This is a genomic window from Pseudomonas putida W15Oct28, from assembly GCF_000708715.2.
In the GTDB taxonomy this organism is placed as follows: Bacteria; Pseudomonadota; Gammaproteobacteria; order Pseudomonadales; family Pseudomonadaceae; genus Aquipseudomonas; species Aquipseudomonas putida_R.
The window spans coordinates 64,263-81,541 of sequence record NZ_JENB01000023.1 but is presented as its reverse complement, the minus strand read 5'-3'; the positions used below and the strand labels follow the sequence as shown (position 1 = coordinate 81,541).

The 17,279-nt window shown below is 62.5% G+C and carries 12 protein-coding genes; 8 read left to right on the top strand and 4 right to left on the bottom strand.

Features of this window, described 5'->3' with window-relative positions:
- Window positions 1-324 precede the first annotated feature (324 nt).
- The 4 genes from gltB (at window position 325) to AK81_RS17280 (ending at window position 7,970) form a co-directional block, all read left to right on the top strand.
- Complete coding sequence (gltB, locus tag AK81_RS17295) at window positions 325-4,770, top strand: glutamate synthase large subunit (protein WP_043200680.1); 4,446 nt, start codon at window positions 325-327, stop codon at window positions 4,768-4,770.
- A gap of 123 nt (window positions 4,771-4,893) precedes the next feature.
- Window positions 4,894-6,312 carry an FAD-dependent oxidoreductase gene (locus AK81_RS17290; protein WP_016502038.1) on the top strand — a complete coding sequence of 473 codons (1,419 nt, stop codon included), beginning with the start codon at window positions 4,894-4,896 and terminating at the stop codon, window positions 6,310-6,312.
- Window positions 6,313-6,441: 129 nt separating this feature from the next.
- Window positions 6,442-7,506, top strand: a complete 1,065-nt coding sequence (hemE, locus tag AK81_RS17285) for a uroporphyrinogen decarboxylase (protein ID WP_043200678.1) — start codon at window positions 6,442-6,444, stop codon at window positions 7,504-7,506.
- 116 nt (window positions 7,507-7,622) lie between these two features.
- Complete coding sequence (locus AK81_RS17280; RefSeq protein ID WP_043200675.1) at window positions 7,623-7,970, top strand: NirD/YgiW/YdeI family stress tolerance protein; 348 nt, start codon at window positions 7,623-7,625, stop codon at window positions 7,968-7,970.
- Window positions 7,971-8,051: 81 nt separating this feature from the next.
- On the opposite strand, the gene AK81_RS17275 is transcribed toward AK81_RS17280, so the two are convergent.
- The gene (locus AK81_RS17275) at window positions 8,052-9,329 is read right to left on the bottom strand and encodes an MFS transporter (protein WP_430298334.1); all 1,278 of its coding nucleotides are present in this window, start codon (window positions 9,327-9,329) and stop codon (window positions 8,052-8,054) included.
- Window positions 9,330-9,404: 75 nt separating this feature from the next.
- Between AK81_RS17275 and AK81_RS17270 the strand changes: the two genes are divergently transcribed.
- From AK81_RS17270 to AK81_RS17255, 4 genes are all read left to right on the top strand, one after another.
- Entirely contained in the window at window positions 9,405-10,304 is a 900-nt protein-coding gene (locus tag AK81_RS17270; protein WP_043200671.1) for a LysR family transcriptional regulator, read from the top strand.
- Between the two features lie 76 nt (window positions 10,305-10,380).
- Window positions 10,381-11,154, top strand: coding sequence for a ParA family protein (locus tag AK81_RS17265; protein ID WP_016502033.1), 774 nt, complete (start codon window positions 10,381-10,383; stop codon window positions 11,152-11,154).
- A 69-nt stretch (window positions 11,155-11,223) separates the two neighbouring features.
- Window positions 11,224-11,532, top strand: a complete 309-nt coding sequence (locus AK81_RS17260; RefSeq protein WP_043200668.1) for a type II toxin-antitoxin system HigB family toxin — start codon at window positions 11,224-11,226, stop codon at window positions 11,530-11,532.
- Window positions 11,522-11,878 carry a helix-turn-helix domain-containing protein gene (locus tag AK81_RS17255; RefSeq protein WP_043200666.1) on the top strand — a complete coding sequence of 119 codons (357 nt, stop codon included), beginning with the start codon at window positions 11,522-11,524 and terminating at the stop codon, window positions 11,876-11,878. Before AK81_RS17260 ends, AK81_RS17255 begins: the two co-directional genes overlap by 11 nt.
- Before the next feature lie 3 nt (window positions 11,879-11,881).
- Here AK81_RS17255 and trxC read toward each other — a convergent pair whose 3' ends face one another.
- The 3 genes from trxC to mscK form a co-directional block, all read right to left on the bottom strand.
- A complete protein-coding gene (gene trxC, locus AK81_RS17250; protein ID WP_043200663.1) occupies window positions 11,882-12,316 on the bottom strand; it encodes a thioredoxin TrxC in 435 nt (144 codons plus the stop codon).
- A 130-nt stretch (window positions 12,317-12,446) separates the two neighbouring features.
- The gene (gene selO / locus AK81_RS17245; protein ID WP_043200661.1) at window positions 12,447-13,907 is read right to left on the bottom strand and encodes a protein adenylyltransferase SelO; all 1,461 of its coding nucleotides are present in this window, start codon (window positions 13,905-13,907) and stop codon (window positions 12,447-12,449) included.
- Between the two features lie 45 nt (window positions 13,908-13,952).
- The gene (gene mscK / locus AK81_RS17240; RefSeq protein WP_043200660.1) at window positions 13,953-17,261 is read right to left on the bottom strand and encodes a mechanosensitive channel MscK; all 3,309 of its coding nucleotides are present in this window, start codon (window positions 17,259-17,261) and stop codon (window positions 13,953-13,955) included.
- Between the last annotated feature and the right edge of the window lie 18 nt (window positions 17,262-17,279).

The window sequence follows — 17,279 nt, the reverse complement described above, 5'->3', positions numbered from 1 at the left end:
ACTTTCGAATAGCCTGCTGCGTATCAACGCGGCAGGCTTTTCTGTCCCAGACTGCCGGCCACAAGCCCCTAGTTGCAGTCATGGCTGAAACGCTTCAGACTCGAGCCAAGCCGTTATCACGGCGCATGGCGCAAAAACATTCAAAATTGCGACATAAATTTTCAATGGTGAGACATGAAAATTTGTGGGCATCGCTGTCGCTGTGCAACAATGGTTTTCCATGACCACCGCAAAAAAGCTGGCGTTTGATCGGCGTGGATGGTAAGTGGTTGTTAAAAAAGAGATTTGCCTCCGTTGAGAGGTGAACCTGGTGAGAATGTGTCTATGAAAACAGGTCTGTACCATCCCGAAGAATTCAAGGACAACTGTGGTTTTGGCCTGATCGCCCATATGACGGGCGTACCGAGCCACCACCTTCTGCAAACCGCCATGCAGGCGCTGACTTGCATGACTCACCGCGGCGGTATCAACGCCGACGGCAAGACCGGCGACGGTTGCGGTCTGTTGATGCAGAAGCCCGATCAGTTCCTGCGAGCCGTGGCCCAGGATCACTTCGCCGTCGAGCTGCCCAAGCAGTACGCCGTCGGCATGGTGTTCTTCAACCAGGACCCGGTCAAAGCCGAAGCTGCCCGCGCCAACATGGACCGCGAGATCCTCGCCGCTGGCCTGAAACTGGTCGGCTGGCGCAAGGTTCCGATCGACACCAGCGTACTTGGCCGCCTGGCCCTGGAGCGCCTGCCGCAGATCGAACAAGTGTTCATCGGCGGTGAAGGCCTGAGCGACCAGGAGTTCGCCATCAAGCTGTTCAGTGCCCGTCGCCGTTCGTCGGTGGCTAACGCCCACGACAGCGACCACTACATCTGCAGCTTCTCGCACAAGACCATCATCTACAAAGGCCTGATGATGCCGCGCGATCTCGCGGCGTTTTATCCAGACCTGGGTGACGAGCGCCTGCAAACCGCGATCTGCGTGTTCCACCAGCGCTTCTCCACCAACACCCTGCCGAAATGGCCGCTGGCGCAGCCGTTCCGCTTCCTCGCCCACAACGGCGAGATCAACACCATCACCGGCAACCGCAACTGGGCCATGGCCCGTCGCACCAAGTTCGCCAATGACCAGATCCCCGACCTCGAAGAGCTCGGCCCGCTGGTCAACCGCGTCGGTTCCGACTCGTCGAGCATGGACAACATGCTGGAGCTGATGGTGACCGGTGGCATCGACCTGTTCCGCGGCGTGCGCATGCTGGTACCGCCAGCCTGGCAGAACGTCGAGACCATGGACGCCGACCTGCGCGCCTTCTACGAATACAACTCCATGCACATGGAGCCGTGGGATGGCCCGGCCGGTATCGTCATGACCGAAGGTCGCCACGCGGTGTGCCTGCTCGACCGCAACGGCCTGCGCCCGGCGCGCTGGGTGACCACCACCAACGGCTACATCACCATCGCCTCGGAAATTGGCGTATGGGGCTACCAGCCTGAGGAAGTGCTGGCCAAGGGCCGTGTCGGCCCAGGGCAGATCCTTGCCGTGGACACTGAAACCGGCCAGATCCTCGACACCGACGCCATCGACAACCGCCTGAAGTCGCGCCACCCGTACAAGCGCTGGCTGCGTCAGCACGCCACCCGCATTCAGGCGACGCTGACCGACGACCAGGGCGCGGCCAGCTACGACGCTGACCAGCTCAAGCAATACATGAAGATGTTCCAGGTCACCTTCGAAGAGCGTGACCAGGTGCTGCGCCCGCTGGGTGAGCAGGGCCAGGAAGCCGTTGGTTCGATGGGTGACGACACGCCGATGGCCGTGCTGTCCCAGCGTGTGCGTTCGCCTTTCGACTTCTTCCGCCAGCAGTTCGCCCAGGTCACCAACCCGCCGATCGACCCGCTTCGCGAAGCCATCGTGATGTCGCTGGAGATCTGCCTGGGCGCCGAGCGCAATATCTTCCAGGAGTCCCCGGAGCACGCTTCGCGGGTCATCCTCAGCTCGCCGGTCATCTCGCCCGCCAAGTGGCGTTCGCTGATGAACCTGGAGCGCGAAGGTTTCGACCGCCAGCTGATCGACCTCAACTATGAGCAGAGCGTCGGCCTGGAAGCGGCCATTCGCAACATCGCCGACCAGGCTGAAGAAGCCGTGCGCGCTGGCAAGACCCAGCTGGTGCTGAGCGACCGCTACATCGCCCCGGGCAAGCTGCCGGTGCACGCTTCGCTGGCTGTAGGCGCCGTACACCACCGCCTGACCGAACAGGGTCTGCGTTGCGACAGCAATATCCTGGTTGAAACCGCTACCGCCCGCGACCCGCACCACTTTGCCGTGCTGCTGGGCTTCGGTGCCTCGGCCGTTTACCCGTACCTGGCGTATGAAGTGCTGGCCGACCTGATCCGCACCGGCGAAGTGCTGGGCGACCTGGACGAAGTGTTCAAGTACTACCGCAAGGGCATCTCCAAGGGCCTGCTGAAGATCCTGTCGAAGATGGGTATCTCCACGATCACCTCGTACCGCGGTGCGCAGCTGTTCGAAGCCATCGGCTTGTCCGAAGAAGTGGTTGGCCTGAGCTTCAAGGGCGTGTCCAGCCGCATCAAGGGTGCGCGTTTCGAAGACCTGGAAAGCGACCAGAAGCTGCTGGCGGCCGAAGCCTGGAGCGCGCGCAAGCCGATCCAGCAAGGTGGCCTGCTGAAGTTCGTCCACGGTGGCGAATACCACGCCTACAACCCGGACGTGGTCAACACCCTGCAAGCCGCTGTGCAGCAGGGCGACTACGCCAAGTTCAAGGAATACACCACGCTGGTCGACCAGCGCCCGGTATCGATGATCCGCGACCTGCTGAAGGTGAAAGTGGCGGACCAGCCACTGGCGCTGGAGCAGATCGAGCCGCTGGAGGCCATCCTCAAGCGTTTCGACTCCGCCGGTATCTCGCTGGGTGCACTGTCGCCAGAGGCGCACGAAGCGCTGGCCGAGGCGATGAACCGCCTGGGCGCGCGTTCCAACTCGGGTGAAGGCGGTGAAGACCCGTCGCGCTACGGCACCATCCGCAGCTCCAAGATCAAGCAGGTGGCCACCGGCCGCTTTGGTGTGACCCCGGAATACCTGGTCAACGCCGAAGTGCTGCAGATCAAGGTTGCCCAGGGCGCCAAGCCGGGTGAAGGCGGCCAGCTGCCGGGCGGCAAGGTCAACGGCCTGATCGCCAAGCTGCGTTATGCGGTACCGGGCGTGACCCTGATCTCGCCACCGCCGCACCATGACATCTATTCGATCGAAGACCTGGCCCAGCTGATCTACGACCTCAAGCAGGTCAACCCGCAGGCCCTGGTGTCCGTGAAACTGGTGGCAGAAGCCGGCGTGGGCACCATCGCCGCTGGCGTCGCCAAGGCCTATGCCGACCTGATCACCATCTCGGGTTACGACGGTGGTACCGGTGCTTCGCCACTGACCTCGATCAAGTACGCCGGCGCCCCGTGGGAACTGGGCCTGGCCGAAACCCACCAGACCCTGCGCGGCAACGACCTGCGCGGCAAGGTACGGGTACAGACCGACGGCGGCCTGAAAACCGGCCTGGACGTGATCAAGGCGGCCATCCTCGGCGCCGAAAGCTTCGGCTTCGGCACCGCGCCAATGATCGCCCTGGGCTGCAAGTACCTGCGCATCTGCCACCTGAACAACTGCGCCACCGGCGTAGCCACCCAGAACGACAAGCTGCGCAAGGACCACTACATCGGCACCGTCGACATGGTGATCAACTTCTTCACCTTCGTCGCTGAAGAGACCCGTGAGTGGCTGGCCAAGCTGGGCGTGCGCAGCCTGGGCGAGCTGATCGGCCGTACCGACCTGCTCGAAATGCTGCCAGGCGACACCGAACGCCAGCACCACCTGGACCTGTCGCCGCTGCTGGGCAGCTCGCACATTCCGGCTGACAAGCCGCAGTTCTGCGAAGTCGACAAGAACCCACCGTTCGACAAGGGTGAGCTGGCCGAGAAGATGGTGGAAATGGCCCTGCCGGCGATCCGCGATCAGGCCGGTGGCGAGTTCAACCTCGACATCTGCAACTGCGACCGTTCCATCGGTGCCCGTATCTCTGGCGAAATCGCCAAGCTGTACGGCAACCAGGGCATGGCCGCCAACCCGATCACCTTCCGCTTCAAGGGTACTGCGGGCCAGAGCTTCGGCGTGTGGAACGCCGGTGGCCTGAACCTGCACCTGCAAGGCGATGCCAACGACTACGTCGGCAAGGGCATGACCGGTGGCAAGGTCACCATCGTGCCGCCAGCCGGCAGCCCGTTCGAAACCCAGCACAGCGCCATCGTCGGCAACACCTGCCTGTACGGTGCCACTGGCGGCAAGCTGTTTGCCGCAGGTACTGCGGGCGAGCGCTTCGCTGTGCGTAACTCCGGCGCCCACGCTGTTGTCGAGGGCACTGGCGATCACTGCTGTGAGTACATGACCGGCGGCTTTGTCTGCGTCCTGGGCAAGACCGGTTACAACTTCGGTTCTGGCATGACTGGCGGCTTCGCCTACGTGCTCGACATGGACAATAGCTTCGTCGACAAGCTCAACCACGAGCTGGTGGAAATCCAGCGTATCAGTGGTGAAGCGATGGAGGCCTACCGCAGCCACCTGGCGCGCGTCCTTGGCGAGTATGTGGAAGAAACCGGCAGCGAGTGGGGGCGTGAGCTCTCGGAGAACCTGGACGACTACGTGCGGCGCTTCTGGCTGGTGAAGCCGAAGGCAGCCAACCTGAAGCAACTGTTGTCCAGCACGCGTGCCAACCCGCAGTAAAAACAGCTGCAAGTGGCAAGCCTCAAGTTGCACGTAAAGGCAGTACGAGGTTTGCCCGGCTTAAGTGATCGTCTTGCGGCTTGCAGCGTGTAGCTTGCAGCTGCTGTAAAGAGGTTTTGAAAAATGGCTGAACGTCTGAATAACGACTTCCAGTTCATCGAAGTGGGCCGCAAGGACCCGAAGAAAAAGCTGCTGCGCCAGCGCAAGAAGGAGTTCGTGGAAATCTACGAACCGTTCAAGCCGCAGCAGTCCGTAGACCAGGCGCACCGCTGCCTGGGCTGCGGTAATCCGTATTGCGAATGGAAGTGCCCGGTGCACAACTTCATCCCCAACTGGTTGAAGCTGGTTTCCGAAGGCAACATTCTGGCTGCGGCCGAACTGTCGCACCAGACCAACACCCTGCCGGAAGTGTGCGGCCGCGTGTGCCCGCAAGACCGTCTGTGTGAAGGTGCCTGCACCCTGAACGACGGCTTCGGCGCGGTGACCATCGGTTCGGTGGAGAAGTACATCACCGACACCGCCTTCGCCATGGGCTGGCGCCCGGACATGTCCAAGGTCAAGCCAACCGGCAAGCGCGTCGCCATTATCGGTGCCGGCCCGGCTGGCCTGGGCTGCGCCGACGTGCTGGTGCGTGCTGGTGTGACGCCGGTGGTGTTCGACAAGAACCCGGAAATCGGCGGCCTGCTGACCTTTGGCATCCCCGAGTTCAAGCTGGAAAAGACCGTGCTCAGCAACCGCCGCGAAGTGTTCACCGGCATGGGCATCGAGTTCCGCCTGAACACCGAGGTGGGCACCGACATCACCATGGAGCAGCTGCTCGCCGAGTACGACGCTGTTTTCATGGGCATGGGTACCTACACCTACATGAAGGGCGGCTTCCCGGGCGAAGACCTGCCGGGCGTGCATGACGCGCTGGATTTCCTGATCGCCAACGTCAACCGCAACCTGGGCTTCGAGAAGTCGCCGGAAGACTTCGTCGACATGCGGGGCAAGAAGGTTGTGGTGCTGGGCGGTGGTGACACCGCGATGGACTGCAACCGCACGTCGATCCGCCAAGGCGCGCAAGCGGTCACTTGCGCCTATCGCCGTGACGAAGCCAACATGCCGGGTTCGCGCAAAGAGGTGAAGAACGCCAAGGAAGAGGGCGTGAAGTTCCTCTACAACCGCCAGCCTATCGCCATTGTTGGCGAGGACAAGGTAGAAGGCGTGAAGGTGGTCGAGACCCGTCTCGGCGAGCCGGATGCCCGTGGCCGCCGCAGCCCGGAGCCGATCCCGGGTTCCGAAGAGATCCTGCCGGCCGATGCCGTGGTGATCGCCTTCGGCTTCCGCCCGAGCCCGGCACCGTGGTTCGAGCAGCATGGTATCCAGCTGGACAGCCAGGGCCGTGTGGTGGCCCCGGAGAAAGGCAAGTTCAAGCACCAGACCAGCAACCCGAAAGTGTTTGCCGGTGGCGACATGGTGCGCGGTTCGGACCTGGTGGTAACGGCTATTTTCGAAGGCCGGACCGCTGCCGAAGGCATCCTGGACTACCTCGAAGTCTGAAGTTATTTAGATTTTGTATACAAAATCTATTGATCCAGGACATACCCATAGAGAAAAGGCACGGCAAACAGCCGTGCCTTTTCTTTGTGCGTCTGAGAAAATGCCCGCACTATTTTTCCGGATGCCGACATGACTGCCCTGAAGAACGACCGTTTCCTGCGTGCACTGCTCAAGCAACCCGTAGACGTCACCCCGGTGTGGATGATGCGCCAGGCCGGCCGCTACCTGCCAGAGTACCGCGCCAGCCGCGCCAAGGCCGGCGACTTCATGAGCCTGTGCATGAACCCGCAGTTTGCCTGCGAGGTCACCCTGCAGCCGCTGGAACGCTACCCGCTGGACGCGGCGATCCTGTTCTCGGACATCCTCACCATCCCCGATGCCATGGGCCTGGGCCTGTACTTCGAAACCGGCGAAGGCCCGCGTTTCAAGAAGGTCATCAGCACCCCGGCCGACATCGAAGCGCTGCCGATCCCCGACCCGCAGAAAGACCTGGGCTATGTAATGGACGCGGTCAGCACCATTCGCCGTGAGCTCAATGGCCGCGTGCCGTTGATCGGCTTCTCCGGCAGCCCGTGGACCTTGGCCACCTACATGGTCGAAGGCGGCTCGTCGAAAGATTTCCGCAAGACCAAGGCCATGGCCTACGACAACCCTCAAGCCCTGCACCTGCTGCTGGACAAGCTGGCCCAGTCGGTCACCAGCTACCTCAACGGCCAGATCCTGGCGGGTGCCCAGGCCGTTCAGATCTTTGACACCTGGGGCGGCAACCTGTCGGCAGCGGCCTATCAGGAGTTTTCCCTGGCCTACATGCGCAAGATCGTCAGCGGGCTGATCCGCGAACACGAAGGGCGCAAGGTGCCGGTGATCCTGTTCACCAAGAACGGCGGCCTGTGGCTGGAAAGCATTGCCGAAGCCGGTGCCGACGCATTGGGCCTGGACTGGACCTGTGAAATCGGCGACGCCCGCCGCCGTGTGGGTGACAAGGTAGCGCTGCAAGGCAACATGGACCCGACCGTGCTGTACGCCAAGCCCGAGGCCATCCGCCAGGAAGTGGCACGCATTCTGGCCAGCTATGGCAAGGGTACCGGCCACGTGTTCAACCTTGGCCATGGCATTACCCCGGAAGTCGACCCGGAGCACGCTGGCGTGTTCATCAACGCCGTGCATGAATTGTCGGCGCAGTACCATCAGTGAGTTGATTGCTGAAAACAAAAGCCCGGCCCTGTGCCGGGCTTTTTGTTGCATTAAGTTTTAATTCAGCGAACGTCGCTAATCTGGTCCCATCGAAACCCAAACAGGACCCGATCCTCATGAAAGCACATTATCTCGCTCTGATCCTCGCCCCTCTGTTCAGCACCGCCGCACTGGCTGCGACCTATACCGGCCCCGGCGCCCAGTCGGTCACCACGGTTGCTGCAGCCAACGAAGCTGCCGATGACACTCCGGTGGTGCTGACAGGCTTCGTGACCAAGAAGATCAACAACGACGACAAGTACGAGTTCAAGGACAACACCGGCACCATTACCGTCGAGATCGATGACGAAGACCTGCCGCCGACGCCGTTCAACGACAAGACCAAGGTCAAGCTGACCGGTGAGGTGGAGAAGCACCTGATGAGCCGGGAAGTGGATGTGGACATTGTCGAGATCATCAACTGATCCGAGGGCCTGTTCGCGGGCACGCCCGCTCCCACAGGGACTGCACCGAACCCTGTGGGAGCGGGCGTGCCCGCGAATGCTTCACACCGATTTGGGCGGTAACTTGCTCAGGTGCAACGCCACCAGCAACGCCACCGCCAGCAAGCTGCCAATGAACAGCCCGATCCCGTTCCAGCCCCACTGGTGCCAGAACACCCCGCCCGCAGTACCGGCCACGCTCGACCCTGCGTAATAACTGAACAGGTACAGCGACGATGCCTGCCCCTTGGCCTTCAGTGCCCGGCGGCCGATCCAGCTGCTGGCCACCGAGTGCGCGCCAAAGAAGCCGAAGGTGAACACCAGCATGCCCACGATCACCATCGCCAGCGGGCTGGCCAGGGTCATCAGCAAGCCAACCGCCATCACCACGATACTGGCCCAGAACACCTTGCGCCTGCCCAGCTTGTCCGCCAGCGCGCCGACTTGTGCCGAACTGTAGATGCCAGACAGGTAGACCACCGACAGCAAGCCCACCAGCGCCTGGTTCATGTGGTAAGGCTCGGCCAGCAAGCGGTAGCCGATGTAGTTGAACAGGGTGACGAAGGCGCCCATCAGCAGGAAGGCTTCGAGGAACAGCCACGGTAGCCCGGCATCCTTGAAGTGCATGATAAAGCCATCCAGCAGGCTGCGTGGGCTCATCATCTGCGGGCGGAAGTTGCGCGATTCCGGCAGCACCTTCCAGAACACCAGGGCGGCGACCAGGGCCAGGCCACCGATGGTCAGCATCGCCGTGTGCCAGCTGACGAAGTCGATCAGCACGCCGGTAATCAGCCGTCCGCTCATGCCGCCAATGGCGTTGCCGCCGATGTACAGGCCCATGGCCAGGCCGATGTGCTGCGGGTGGATCTCTTCGCTCAGGTAGGTCATGGCCACAGCCGCCAGGCCGCTCAGTGACAGGCCCACCAGGGCGCGGGTTGCCAGTACCAGTTCCCAGCTCGGCATCACCGCGCTGGCCAAGGTGGAGAGGGCGGCGCAAACCAGGGCAAACACCATCACCGGCTTGCGCCCGATGCGGTCAGAAATGGGGCCGGTGATCAACAGGCCGAACGCCAGCATGGCAGTGGACACCGACAACACCAGGCTGCTCTGGGCCGCGTTGATGGCAAATTCTTTCGACAGCAGCGGCATCATCGGCTGCACGCAGTACAGCAGGGCGAAGGTGGCGAAGCCGCCGCTGAACAGGGCCAGCACGGTCTTCATGAAGGCGGGGGTGCCTTTTTCGATCCACATTTCGTTCAGTAGAGCAGGCTCTGGCTCGGCGGGAAGGGGGGCTACAGCAGTTTTCACGGGTGGGTATCTCTGGCGCAATGAAAAAAGCATATAGCTGGCTAATGATTAGATCCAATATATTGTTCGACCTATTTAAGACGTTTTTCGACTCATTCGGAGCTGATCATGGAACTGCGCCATCTGCGTTACTTCATCGCCGTGGCCGAAGAGCTGCACTTTGGCCGTGCCGCCCAGCAACTGGGTATTTCCCAGCCACCCCTGAGCCAGCAGATCCAGGCCCTGGAACAGGAACTGGGGGCCCGGCTGTTCGAGCGTACCAACCGTCGGGTCGAACTGAGCGAGGCGGGGCGGCTGTTCCTTGAAGAGGCCCGCCAGGTGCTGGCGCAGGTGGAGAAGGCCGCAGATGTGGCCCGGCGGGCGCAGCTGGGTGAACTGGGCGAAATGAAGATCGGCTTCACATCGTCTGCGCCATTCACCTCGAAGATCCCCAAGGCCATCCATGCCTTTCGCCAGCGCTTCCCGGCGGTGCACCTGAACCTCAAGGAAATGAGCAGCCGCGATGTTGCGGAAGGGGTGTTCGACGAATCCATCGAAGTGGGGCTGATGCGGCCGATGCCGTTGCCGGAAGGGTTGGTGGCCACCGAGTTGTTCCGCGAGCCGCTGGTGGCGGTGATCAACGCATCGCACCCGCTGGCTGAAGGCACTGAACAAGGGGTGCACATGGCGGCGCTGGCCCACGAGCCGTTCGTGTTCTTCCCGCGCAGTTATGGCAGCGGCCTGCATGCCCAGTTGCTCAGCCTGGCGCGGCAGGCAGGCTTCAGCCCGCACTTTGCCCAGGAAGCCGGGGAGGCGATGACCATCATCGGCCTGGTGTCGGCGGGGCTGGGGGTGTCGGTGTTGCCGGCGTCGTTCCAGCGTATGCGCATCGAGGGGGTGGTGTACCGCACGCTGCTGGATGAAGGGGCGATGTCGGCGGTGTGGCTGGTGCAGCGCGAGCGCGGCAATTCGGTGATGGCCAAGGCGTTTGCCGAGCTGTTGACGGGGCAGGTGGTCGGCCAGGGGTAATGCAGGCCAAATGGCGCTGGCCATTGCCGCAGTGCCGCCACATACTCGGGCAATCGTTGAAACACGGAGGTCAATCATGCGGCGCGTGGTGTTCAATCAGAAAGGTGGCGTGGGCAAGTCGAGCATCGCCTGCAACCTGGCGGCGGTCAGTGCCAATGAAGGCTATCGGACCTTGTTGATCGACCTGGATGCCCAGGCGAACTCGACCCAGTACCTCACCGGCCTGACCGGCGAGGACATCCCCATGGGTATCGCCGACTTCTTCAAGCAAAGCCTGTCCAGTGGGCCGTTCAGCAAGAAGAACAAGGTCGATATCTACGAAACCCCGTTCGACAACCTGCACGTGGTCACGGCCACTGCCGAGCTGGCCGACCTGCAGCCCAAGCTTGAGGCCAAGCACAAGATCAACAAGCTGCGTAAGTTGCTCGACGAGCTGGACGAGGACTACGAGCGAATCTACATCGATACCCCGCCGGCGCTGAACTTCTACGCGGTTTCCGCGTTGATCGCCGCTGATCGTGTGCTGATCCCCTTCGACTGCGACAGCTTTTCGCGCCAGGCCCTGTACGGCCTGTTGGCCGAGATCGAAGACCTCAAGGAAGACCACAACGAAGACCTGATGGTCGAAGGTATCGTGGTCAACCAGTTCCAGTCCCGTGCCAGCCTGCCGCAGCAGATGCTCGACGAACTGCTGGCCGAAGGCCTGCCAGTGCTGCCGGTGTACCTGGGCAGCTCGGTGAAGATGCGCGAATCGCACCACGCCAGCCTGCCGCTGATTCACCTGGAACCGCGGCACAAGCTGACCCAGCAGTTTGTCGAGTTGCATGATTTGCTTGAGCGCAGCGAATAGGCTCCTGCCTGCCGCTTGCACTGTATCCGAGTTCCGAGCATAATCTCCCAAAATGGGAGATTTGCTTGGATGCGCGTCATTGCCAAAAGCGGCTTGGTGAAGTTCTGGGAATTGCCTGGGCATGAAGATGCCAAAGCGGCCTTGGAAAGCTGGCACGATATGGCGCTCAAAGCTATGTGGCGAACGCCGCAGGATGTGAAAGATCAGATTGGCAACGCCAGCATCTGCGGCAAAAACCGCGTGGTCTTCAACATCGGGGGAAACAAGTATCGGCTTGTGGTCGAGATGCAGTATCGGGCCGGTATTGCCTGGGTGAAGTTCGTCGGTACGCACAAGCGATATGACGAGATTGACGTGGAGACAGTCTGTGAATATTAAGCCGATCCGCAATGACGACGATCTTCGAGCAGCGTTCCAGCGGCTCGAGTCCATTTTTCAGGCAGAAGCGGGGACGCCAGAAGCTGATGAAATGGAGGTGCTCGTGACACTGATCGAAGTGTACGAAAACAAGCACTATTCCATTAACCCCGCCAATCCCATCGAGGCCATTAAATTCTGCATGGATCAGCAGGGCCTTACCCCACGTGATCTTGAGCCATTCATCGGCCCGAGCGGCCGAGTATCGGAAGTATTGAATGGGAAGCGTGGGCTAAGCCTTTCGATGATCAAGCGCCTGCATGATGGCCTTCGTATCCCCTATGAGTCGTTACTGGCAAACGCCTGAGAGTTAAATTCCTTGGCCTTTCAGCCACTCCAGCAACGACTGGAGTGGAAACGCCCCGGCCTGGCGGCTGACTTCGCGGCCGTTCTTGAACAGCAGCAGGCTCGGGATCGAGCGGATGCCCAGTTGCCCGGCGAGGTTGCGGTTGGCTTCGCTGTCGAGCTTGGCCAGGCGGCAGCGGCCGGCAAGTTGGCGGGCCGCCTGTTCGAAGGTGGGGGCGAAGGATTTGCACGGGCCGCACCAGTCGGCCCAGATGTCGACCAGCAGCGGCAGGTCGCCTTTGATCTGGCTGGCGTAGCTGGCTTCGGTGAGCTCGAAGGGGGTGCTTAACACTACCTCCTGTTTGCAGCGGCCGCATTTCGGTGCGTCACCCAGGCGCTCGGCGGGCAGGCGGTTGAGGCCGTTGCAGTGGGGGCAGGGGATTACCAGTGGCTCGGACATTTCATCTCCGGGGTTGGATTCACGTTTTCCTTGTGGGAGCGGGCTTGCCCGCGAACACCGGCGAAGCCGGTGCCATCCATCGCGTTGCCTGCTTCGCGGGCAAGCCCGCTCCCACAGGGTTGGGCGTTAATCATGAAGAGCAGCTGATCTCCAGGTGCTTGCCCCATTCCGGCGGCCGCTCGGCGTAGGCCTGCATCCCGGGCTGTTCCTCAAAGGGTCTGGCCAGCACCTGATGCAGCCGCCGCACTTCACTGTAATCTCCCGCTTCAGCCGCTTCGATGGCTTTCTGCGCCAGGTAGTTGCGCAGCACATACAGCGGGTTCACTGCATGCATCCGCTCACGGCGGCCTTCGGCATTATCGGGTTCGCGTTCACAGCGGGCCAGGTAGTCGGCGCCCCAGGCATCGAAGCCGGCCAGGTCGATGAAGTCGTCGCGCACCACTCTCAGCGCCTCGGCAACTGGCTGCTCGCCCAGCTTGCGGAAGAACAGGCTGTAGTCCACGCCACCCCGCTGCATGGACTGCAGCAGGCGTTCGACCAGCGCCATGTCGCCATCTTCGGCAGTGGTCAGGCCCAGGCGCCGGCGCATCAGGTCCAGGTAATGGGCCTGGTACAGCGGCAGGAACAGCCCCAGCGCTTCCTTCAGTGGCTCAACCTCGATCACCGTGGTCAGGGCCTGGGCCAGCGCGCTGAGGTTCCAGTGGGCGATGGGCACCTGGTTGGCGTAGCTGTAGCGGCCACGGTCGTCGGAGTGGTTGCAGATGAAGTTGGCGTCGAAGTCGTCGAGGAAGGCGTAAGGGCCGAAGTCGAAGGTGATGCCCAAAATCGACATGTTGTCGGTGTTCATCACCCCGTGGCAGAAGCCATAGGCCTGCCAGCGGGCGATCAGTTCGGCGTTGCGCTCGACAATGGTGCGGAACATGGCCAGGTAGGGCTGCTCGGCATCACGGCATTCGGGGTAGTGGTGCTCCAGTACATGGTCGATCAGCACGCGCTGCTGCTCGGGCTGCTTGGTGTAGTAGAAGTACTCGAAATGGCCGAAACGTACATGGCTCTGCGCCAGGCGGGTGAGCATGGCGGCGCTTTCGCGGGTTTCACGCCACACCGCGGTGCTGGAGCCAATCACGCACAGCGCCCGACTGCTTGGGATACCCAGGGCGTGCAGGGCCTCGGAGGCAAGGAATTCGCGGATCGACGAGCGCAGCACGGCGCGGCCGTCGCCCATGCGTGAGTACGGGGTCTGGCCGGCGCCCTTGAGGTGCAGGTCCCAGTGCTCACCTTTGTCATTGAGCACTTCGGCCAGCAGCAGGCCGCGGCCATCGCCCAGCCGTGGGTTGTACGAGCCGAACTGGTGGCCGGAATAGACCATCGCGCGTGGGTCGGCTTCTTCCCACAGCTTGTGGCCGCTGAACAGCTCGGCGAACACCGGCAGGTCGGCCTGTGCGGGGTCGAGGTCGAGCAAGGCCATGGCCGACTCGCTGGCTACCACCAGGCGCGGGTCCGCAATGGGCTCGGGCAGCACCTGGGTGGAGAACGCATCGCCCAGGCGGGCGAAGCGGTTGTCGAAGGTGAGTTGGTCGAGGGCTTTCACGGGCTGCTCCTGAGATTCAGCACAGAATAAAGCATTCGAGCCCACTCAGGCCTGTGCAGTGCCATCCGGTTTAGGTTGCTCCAGCGGAATCAGCTGCTGTTTGCCGCCCTTCTGGTCCATCAGGAACACCTCGACCTGGCGTACCGAGATCTTGATGTTGTGGGCCTTGAACTCGCGGTTGATGTAGCGGTTGATCTCGTCCAGCGTCGGGTTGCGGTCGCCCAGGTCGCGCACGTGCATGCGCAACTCATGGTCCAGCGAGCTTTCACCGAAATTGAGGAAGTACACGATTGGCTCCGGGTCCTTGAGCACGCGCGGGTTTTCGTGCGCGCCCTTGAGCAGCAGGTCGCGTACCAGGTCCAGGTCGGAGCCGTAGTCGATGCCCAGCTTCAGTGTCACCCGGGTGACCGTGTCGGTCAGCGACCAGTTGATCAGCTGGCCGGTGATGAAGGTCTTGTTGGGGACGATGATGTCCTTGCGGTCGAAGTCGGTGATGGTGGTGGCGCGGATGCGGATCTTGCTCACCGTGCCCGACAGGTTGCCGATGGTGATGGTGTCGCCGATCCGCACCGGGCGCTCGAACAGGATCATGATGCCGGAGATGAAGTTGGCGAAGATTTCCTGCATGCCGAAGCCCAGGCCTACCGACAGCGCGGCCACCAGCCATTGCAGCTTGTCCCAGCTCACCCCCAGGGTCGACAGGGTGCTGACGATACCGATGCCGACAATGGTGTACGACAGCAGCGTGGTGGTGGCGTAGGCGCTGCCCTGGGCCAGGTTCAGGCGTGACAGCACCAGCACTTCCAGCAGGCCCGGCAAGTTGCCGGCCAGGGCGAAGGTGATGCCGACGATGACCAGCGCACCCAGCAGGTCGCCAAGGCTGATCGGCACCATGCTGGCAGCGGCGCCGGTGCCGCTGGTGTATTCGTACAGGACGAAGTTGTTGAGGTAGGCGAACACCGAGATCAGGTCTGCCCACACCCAGTACAGGCCGGCGATGAAGCCGCCGAGCAGGGCCAGGCGGATCAGGCGCAGCGACTGCTGGTTGACCTGCTCGATGTCCAGCGTCGGCTCTTCGGTGATGATTTCGCCATCCAGCCCTTCCTTGGCCGCTGCCCGCTTGCTGAGTGCGCGCTGGTAGGCCAGGCGCCGTGCCGCCACCGACAGGCCACGCACGAACGCGGCTTCGATCACCAGCCAGAACAGCAGCAGGTACAGGGTGTAGATCAGCCGGTCGGTGAGCTTCAGCGCGGTGTAGTAGTAGCCGAAGCACACGGCGACGAACAGGGCGATGGGTAGGGCGGTGAACGCCACCCCCACGGCCCTGCGGAACAGCGAGGTGTCGCGGTGCGCGGGGCTGCTGAGCAGCAGGCGGCTGAGCAGCCAGGCCATCAGTGCGTAGCAGGTCAGCACCACGCCGATACCCAGCACATCGTCGGCCAGCGCCGAAGGCTGGTGCTCGGCCACTGCCACCACGCCGACCAGCGCCAGCACCACGGTACCCAGGCGGCGTACCCAGCCACGCAGGAACTCGACCTGCGGCTTGTGCCAGCGGAAGTGGATTTCGGCCACGCCACCGGGGGCGAGGATGCGGTAGGCGGTGTAGAACACCAGCCAGGCCTGGGCGAGTTGCCAGAGGGCGGCGCCGAGGTTGGCGTTTTGCCCGCGGGCGTCGATCTGCAGGGCGTAGCTGCACAGCGCCAGGCCGAGGCTGACCGGCATCGCCAGCAGGATGTTGATGAGGATCGCCTGGGGCGTGTGCCACTGGCTGTCACGGCGGAAGTGGCCGATGTCCTGGTGCACCTTGCCCAACCGTTGGTACAGGTACTTGCGCCGCCACAACAGGGCGCCGATCACCAGCAGCAGCGGCAGGAACAGCAGCGGGCGCTGGCTCAGGCCGTCGGCCAGCTCCTTCAGGCCCGAGCCCCACGGCAGGTTGGCGACCTGGTCGGCCAGGCGCTGGGGTACATAACTTAGCCAGTCCCAGTCCAGCGGCTTGTTGCTGGGGATCCAGAACATCTGTTCGTCAAGGGTGGTGCGCAGGCCCTGTGCGGTGCTTAGCAACTGCTTCTGGTTGAGCTGCAGGGTGATCGATTCGTTGAGCAGCGCCGACAGTTCGCGGTTCAGCCGCTCCAGCAGGTCACTGCGGGTGATCGCCACTTCCAGCAAGGCCTTGCGCAGCGGCGGGGTCACGTCTTCCTGCGGTTGCGCGGCCAGCAACTTGTCGACGTAGGTGACCGGGCTGCTCATCTGCTCGCGTTGCTGGTTGACCTCGAACTGGTACAGCCGGGTGTCGGCGATCTGGTCGGCCAGGTCGCGGTCGACTTTCAGGTGCGGCAGGGTCTGCTTCTGCTTGTAGAGGATCTTCGACAGCAGCAGGCTGCCCTTGAGCACGTTGATCTGCTCGTCCAGCGCCTGGTCGGCCTGGGTCAGGCTGTCCAGCTGCTGCTTGGTGCGCAGGTTCTGCTGGGTCAGCTCGTTGAGGCGGTCGGTGCTTTTCAGCAGGTAGTCGGAAAGCTTGAGGTTGACCGCGCTTTCGGTGGCCAGCAGGCTGCTGCCACCAGCCTTCTGGGCCTCGATCGACTGCTGGGTGACCGCTTCCTGGGACTGGGCCAGGCGCTTGTCGTTGATCAGGGTCTGCAGGTCCTGGATTTCCTGCTCCAGGCGCGCGGCGCGCTCGATCAGCAAATCATGACGGGCATTGCCCAGGTCTTGCAGCAGGCTGTTGCCGGCCAGTTCCTGGCGGCGCAGCAGGGTCAGCGCGTTGAGCGAGGCCAGCTCCGCATTGAGCTGGTTGCGCTGGTCGGCGTTGATCGATTTGCCGCCGTCCTTGCCGGTTTTGAGGATGTTGTTGATCTGCTGGGTACGGGCCTGGCTGTTGCTGATTTCGGCCTGGGCGCGTTCCGGGCGGGTTTGCGAATTGATGATCAGGCTGTTGGCTTCGGACAGCGCCTTCTGCAACTCGCCCTGCAGGGTGTTGCGTTCGCTGAGCATTTGCTCGAGCTGTGGCACGCTGAGGGCGGCATAGCGTTGAGCGACGGGCTGCGCCTTGCTTTCCTTGAGCCTGGCGAGCTCCTTCTGGCTGTCGCTGGTTTCCTTGGGGGCACTGGCCAGCTGCTGCTTGAGCGCGGCGAGCTTCCTTTCGTTGTCTTCCTTGCTGGCAAGCAGGCTCAACGTTTGCTCGAGCACTTGCTGCAGGGCCTTCTGGTCAGCCTCGGGCAGTTTGCGCTCGGCGATCTTGTCGAGGCTGTTCTGGATGCTGGCGGTGGTCGGGGCTTCTGCCGCGGTGGCCGCAAAAGAAAGGGACAGGCACAGCCCGAGCAGGGCTGTGCGAAGGTACACGCGCAGGGACATAGGCAGACTACTTGTGGA

What these genes read in the sequence shown, in the direction of transcription:
- AK81_RS17270 (WP_043200671.1), top strand. Translation starts at nt 9,405, where the DNA reads ATGGAACTGCGCCATCTGCGTTACTTCATCGCCGTGGCCGAAGAGCTG.
- gltB (WP_043200680.1), top strand. Translation starts at nt 325, where the DNA reads ATGAAAACAGGTCTGTACCATCCCGAAGAATTCAAGGACAACTGTGGT.
- AK81_RS17260 (WP_043200668.1), top strand. Translation starts at nt 11,224, where the DNA reads ATGCGCGTCATTGCCAAAAGCGGCTTGGTGAAGTTCTGGGAATTGCCT.
- mscK (WP_043200660.1), bottom strand. Translation starts at nt 17,261, where the DNA reads ATGTCCCTGCGCGTGTACCTTCGCACAGCCCTGCTCGGGCTGTGCCTG.
- hemE (WP_043200678.1), top strand. Translation starts at nt 6,442, where the DNA reads ATGACTGCCCTGAAGAACGACCGTTTCCTGCGTGCACTGCTCAAGCAA.
- AK81_RS17280 (WP_043200675.1), top strand. Translation starts at nt 7,623, where the DNA reads ATGAAAGCACATTATCTCGCTCTGATCCTCGCCCCTCTGTTCAGCACC.
- AK81_RS17290 (WP_016502038.1), top strand. Translation starts at nt 4,894, where the DNA reads ATGGCTGAACGTCTGAATAACGACTTCCAGTTCATCGAAGTGGGCCGC.
- AK81_RS17275 (WP_430298334.1), bottom strand. Translation starts at nt 9,329, where the DNA reads ATGCTTTTTTCATTGCGCCAGAGATACCCACCCGTGAAAACTGCTGTA.
- AK81_RS17265 (WP_016502033.1), top strand. Translation starts at nt 10,381, where the DNA reads ATGCGGCGCGTGGTGTTCAATCAGAAAGGTGGCGTGGGCAAGTCGAGC.
- trxC (WP_043200663.1), bottom strand. Translation starts at nt 12,316, where the DNA reads ATGTCCGAGCCACTGGTAATCCCCTGCCCCCACTGCAACGGCCTCAAC.